The sequence below is a fragment of the Candidatus Benthicola sp. genome (genome assembly GCF_058719085.1).
Genome location: NZ_JBZQEK010000125.1, coordinates 1 through 5252, shown reverse-complemented (window position 1 = coordinate 5252; position 5252 = coordinate 1). Strand labels below are relative to the sequence as shown.

The following is a 5252-nucleotide window of genomic DNA, read 5'->3' as shown; positions in this document are numbered from 1 at the left end:
CCCGATGCACTCGGACAGCACGACCCCGGCGACCCAGATCCACAGGGTTCCGAGCAGCGCCATGGTGAGACCGCGCGCCATGCCGACCTCGGCCACCGCCGTCCACGAGATGATCGCCAGCACCACGAACGCGGCCGCCACGCCCATGTAGAGCATCTGGATCGGAAGCTCGTCCTGGGAGAGCTCCGTCCGGGATCGGGCCGCGTCCCGCATGCTTCGGATGGCGCTCACCACCAGGGGCAGCGCCAGCACGATCCCCATGAGGGCGCCCCCGATCAGCATTCCGATCCCGGTGGGCCGGAACAGGTTGAGGCGCAGGTAGTCCGCGATCCCGAGACCCGACGCCTGCAGGGTGGCAGGGTCCGGGAGCAGCCCGGTCGCGCTCATCAGGGGCGCCAGGAACCAGTAGCAGACATAGCCGCCGACGATGAAGAAGAAGCCGCCCTTCCCGGCCAGGAAGGCCACGCCCACGGTGAGCAGTGACAGGTACCAGATTCCGTTCATGTACTCGGGCAGTCCGAGCACGACGCCCAGGTCGTAATTCTCGACCCCCGTCTTCAGGCTGATGAAGTGGGCGACCGCCGCGACCACCGCGCCCCCCACCAGGAGCCACGCCTTGTGAATCCCGGCCCCGGGCGACTTGAGCACGGCCGCCGTGGCGATGCCCCCGGGAAAAGCGAGGCGGTTGTAGTCGATCATCTGCTTTCGAAGCGGGATGATGAAGGCGATGCCGAGGATCCCGCCCGCAATGCACCCGAGGACCAGCAGCGGATAGTTGAAGTCCGTGATCCCGAGGATGAAGAGCGCCGGGACCGAGAACATCATTCCGGCGGACGCTCCGTTCACCGCGCTGGCCAGCGTCTGCTGGATGTTGTTCTCGATGATGCTGTTGCGTCTCAGGAGACCACGAAGAACGCCGAAACCGAGGATCGCCGCCAGCTCGGAGCCTTCGATCGAGAAACCGAGCTTCAGGCTCAGGTATCCGATGCTGACGGCGATGAGGATCCCGATGCCGTATCCCGCCAGCACGCCCGCCCAGGTGAATTCGGGATAGGGGCCGATGCGGCCGGTGAGCCGGGTTGGAGTGCCGTGCTCGTCCAAGTCCGCCTCCGGATGAGGTCGCGTGGAATGAATGCGGCCGCGGTCAGCCGACCCGTGGCCCGGCCGCCGGGTGCGCTCCGGCGCGACGGACATTGTATCCCGCTCCCCGGGCAGATGCGACCGCCCTGCCTGGGCGGTCCCGTCGGTTCGGCAAAGACCTTGCAGTGCTCCGGGATGCGAGAACGGATCGTGTACCCGGGGAACTGCGATGAACGACGTCATCAGAGCCGGACCGCAAACGCGGATCATCCACGGTGGAGAGCAGGAGGACCCGGTCACGGGCGCCGTCAGCACTCCGATCTACCAGTCCTCCACCTTCGCGTTCAAGGACACCGACGAGGGTGCGGCCCGGTTCGGCGGAGCCCCCGGGTGCAAGTACACACGGCTCGGAAACCCCACTACGGCCGCGCTGGAACGAAACGTCGCCCTGCTGGAGCACGGTTGCGGGGCGCTCGGCGCGTCGTCGGGGATGGCCGCGATCAACACGGTCTACATGACGCTCCTGGATGGGGGCAGCCACGTCGTGGCGACGGACTGCCTGTACGGGCCGTCCCGCACGCTCCTGGAGACGGAGTACACCCGGTTCGGCGTCGAGGCGAGCTTCGTCGATTCGTCCCATGTGGACAATGTGACCCGTGCCCTGCGCTCGAACACCCGGCTCGTGTACATCGAGACACCGGCGAACCCGACCCTGAAGCTGACCGACATCGCTCGCGTCGCCGACGTCGCCCATCGGGCCGGGGCCCTGCTCGCGGTGGACAACACCTTCGCGTCCCCGTACCTGCAGAACCCGTTGCAGCTCGGCGCCGACATCGTCGTGCACAGCATGACGAAGTTCATCAACGGGCACACCGACGTGGTGGCCGGGATCATCGTGGCCCGTGAAGCCTCGGTGCTGGAGCGCCTCCGCGCCGTGCACGTGAACCTCGGTGGCACCATGGACCCTCACCAGGCCTGGCTGGTCCTGCGCGGCCTCAAGACCCTGGGGCTCCGAATGGACCGGGCGCAGGCCAACGCCCGTGCCCTGGCCTATTACCTCCAGCGGCACGCCGCCGTTCGATGGGTGAACTATCCAGGTCTCGTGGACCACCCGCAGCACGACCTCATGAAGCAGCAGATGCGCGGCCCGGGCGCCATCGTCACCTTCGGCCTGAAGGGCGGACTGGAGGCCGGTCGTAGACTGCTCGACCACGTCGAGCTGGCCACCCTGGCGGTGAGCCTCGGCGGAATCGAGACCCTGATCGAGCACCCGGCCGGGATGACCCACGCGGGGGTGCCGCGGGCCGAGCGCGAAGCGGCAGGCATCACGGACGACCTCGTGCGCATCGCGGTCGGATGTGAAGACTACGACGACATCGAGAAGGACCTCGAGCACGCGCTCGAGCACGCGCTCGACGCGGCGCCGACGAAGAGCTGAACGCCGCTGGCCGCCGGGATCCGATCTCCGGGTCCCGGCGGCTTCTTCATCCCGTCAGACTCCCGGCAGATACCAGCACACCACCTTGGGCTCGGTCATCTCCTGGAGCGAGAACTTGATCCCCTCGCGTCCGAGGCCGGAGTTCTTGATCCCTCCGAACGGCATCGAATCGAGACGGTAGTCCGTCGAGTCGTTCAGGATCACACTGCCGCAGTCCAGCCCCTTCGCCATCCGGTGGCACACCGTCACGTCGTTGGAGAATCCGGCGGCGTGCAGCCCGTAGTTCACGCTGTTGGCTGCCGCGATCGCCTCGTCCAGGTCGTCCACCGGATACAGGTTGACCGTCGGCCCGAACACTTCTTCGTAGTGGATCGTCGCCTCGGGCGGGACGTTCTCCAGCACCGTGGGGGGCACGATCGCGCCGTCGCGCGTTCCGCCGGTCAGGACGGTGGCGCCCTTCTCCTCCGCTTCCCTCACCCAGCGCTCGACACGTTTCGCCTCGCCCTCGTTGATCATCGGGCCCATGTCCGTCGCCTCGTCGAGCTTGTCGCCCGTCCGGTACGCGGAGGCGCGGGCGACGAAACCATCCCGGAAGCGATCGTAGACATCGCGGTGAATGTAGATGCGCTGCACGCCGATGCAGTTCTGCCCCGCGGCCCAGAATGCGCCGGACACACACGTCTCGACCGCCCACTCGAGGTCGGCGTCCTTCCAGACGATGACCGGGGAATTGGAGCCCAGCTCCATCCCCACCTTCTTGAGCCCGATCCTCGACATGATCCGCTCACCCGCCTCCACGCCGCCGGTGAACGACACCATGCGCACCCGGGGATCCTCCACCAGCGCATCCCCGAGCACCGCCCCGTAGCCCGTGATGCACTGCAGAACTCCGCTCGGGAGACCCGCCTCCACGAGGGCTTCCGTGAGCTTGAGCGCCGAGAGGGGTGTCACAGTGGCCGGCTTGAGAATCACGGCGTTTCCGCCCGCGATCGCCGGCCCCAGCTTGTGCGCCACGAGGTTGAGCGGATCGTTGAACGGGGTGATGGCCAGGACCACGCCGATCGGGACCCGCTCGTAGTGACCGCGCCGCTTCTCGCCCCCCGGAAACGAATCGAACGGGATCGTCTCGCCGAGGGTCCGCTTCGCCTCCTCGGCGGAGATCGTCAGCGTGTTCACGCATCGGCGGGCTTCTCCGCGGGCCTCGCGGATGGTCTTCGACCCCTCCCGGGCGATGGTCTCGGCAAACTCCTCCAGCCGTTCCGCGATGATTTCCGCGGTGCGACGGAGCACCTGCGAGCGCTGGTACGTCGTCATCGCCCGCGCGGTCTCCGTGGCGGCCGCCGCCGTAGCAAGCGCCGTCTCCACGTCTTCGTGACTGGCGGCCGGCACCGTGTCTATGACCGAGTCATCGAACGGATCGCGAACTTCGATCGTCTCGTCGCGATCGACCCATTCGTGACCGAGGAGCATCTTCATCTCAGCCTCCGGTGATCGATGTGCGGGTCCGTCCCCGGATCACGCCCGGGCCAGCGCCTGGTCCAGGTCTGCGATGGTGTCTTCCGGGTGCTCGGCCCCGACACACAGCCTGACCATGTTGGCCGGTATCCCCGCCAGCTCCCGGCCCTCCTCACCCTGCTGCTGGTGCGTGGAGATGGCCGGAATCGTGGCCACCGTCTTAATGCGTCCGAGATCGGTCGCCCTCCACGTGCGCTGCAGGCCGTCGAAGAAGCGGCGCGTCTCGGCCGCTCCCCCGGCCACGTTGAAGGACATCAGGTGCCCGAACGCGGGCGATCCGTCATCCACCACCTTCATGTAGCGACTCGCCAGCTCGTGCAGCGGGTGATGCTCGAGTCCGAGGTAGTCGACGCGCTCGACGCGAGGGTGCGCCTCGAGGAAGCGGGCCACGTCCATGGTGTTCGCGGACATCCGCTCCATCTTCATCCGAAGCGTGCGGACCTCGCCGAGCAGCTGGTGCGCGGCGACCGGAGTCAGGCAGGGCCCCGAGTCACGGAACGGCCACAGCTTCAGCCACAGGGCGTAGTCGGCCCTCACCTCTTCGTCCAGGTGCCGTGAAACCATTCCGTGGCGCGCGATGATTCCGCCCGCGATCACGCATCCGCCGGCACCGGCGGTCTTCGACAGCGAGTGGAGCACGATGTCGGCCCCGTGCTCGAGAGGCCGCATGAGCGCGGGCGTCGCGATCGTCGAGTCCACGATGAGCGGGATGTCGCGGGCATGCGCGAGGTCGGCCACGGCCCGGATATCGGCAAACGCCTGCTGCGGATTCGACGGCATCTCCACGTAGAGGAATCGGGTGCCCTCGTCGATCAGGGGCTCCCACGCTTCCAGGTCCCATGGCTCGCGGACCCACCGCACCTCCGCCCCGCGCTCCGCCATGCGTACGTTGAACAGCTGGAACGTCCCACCGTACGTCTGGGCGGCGGACACGAAGTTGATGTTGTCCGGCTCTCCGGCCCGTCGGTCCAGTAGCGGCTCGATCGCCTGCTTGATCGCCGCCATCCCCGACGACGTGACCAGACCCGTCGCATCGCAGTCGCATCCGTACGACTCGAGCAGCGCCAGCGTCTCCTCTAGGTAGAAGACGGTGGGATTGTGAATGCGGGAGTAGCACCAGGTGGGAATGCGGTAGGAGAGAGCGGCCTCCATCTCGTCGCTGTCCCGGTAGGCCTGCGAGGTGGACGGGAAGATCGGTTCGATGATGCCGCCCTTTCCT

At 67.3% G+C, this 5252-nt stretch carries 4 protein-coding genes; 1 reads left to right on the top strand and 3 read right to left on the bottom strand.

Features of this window, described 5'->3' with window-relative positions; genetic code table 11:
- Window positions 1-1101: OPT/YSL family transporter (locus tag AC36XV_RS09750; RefSeq protein WP_492203498.1), on the bottom strand; the 1101-nt coding region annotated here is incomplete at its 3' end.
- A 208-nt stretch (window positions 1102-1309) separates the two neighbouring features.
- On the opposite strand from AC36XV_RS09750, the gene AC36XV_RS09745 reads away from it, so the two are divergent.
- Complete coding sequence (locus AC36XV_RS09745; protein ID WP_492203497.1) at window positions 1310-2518, top strand: trans-sulfuration enzyme family protein; 1209 nt, start codon at window positions 1310-1312, stop codon at window positions 2516-2518.
- 54 nt (window positions 2519-2572) lie between these two features.
- On the opposite strand, the gene AC36XV_RS09740 is transcribed toward AC36XV_RS09745, so the two are convergent.
- Window positions 2573-3994: an aldehyde dehydrogenase family protein gene (locus tag AC36XV_RS09740; protein WP_492203496.1), complete on the bottom strand. Its 1422-nt coding sequence runs from the start codon at window positions 3992-3994 to the stop codon at window positions 2573-2575.
- 39 nt (window positions 3995-4033) lie between these two features.
- Window positions 4034-5252, bottom strand: a 1219-nt coding sequence (locus AC36XV_RS09735; protein WP_492203495.1) for an aminotransferase class I/II-fold pyridoxal phosphate-dependent enzyme, incomplete at its 5' end; no start/stop codon positions are given.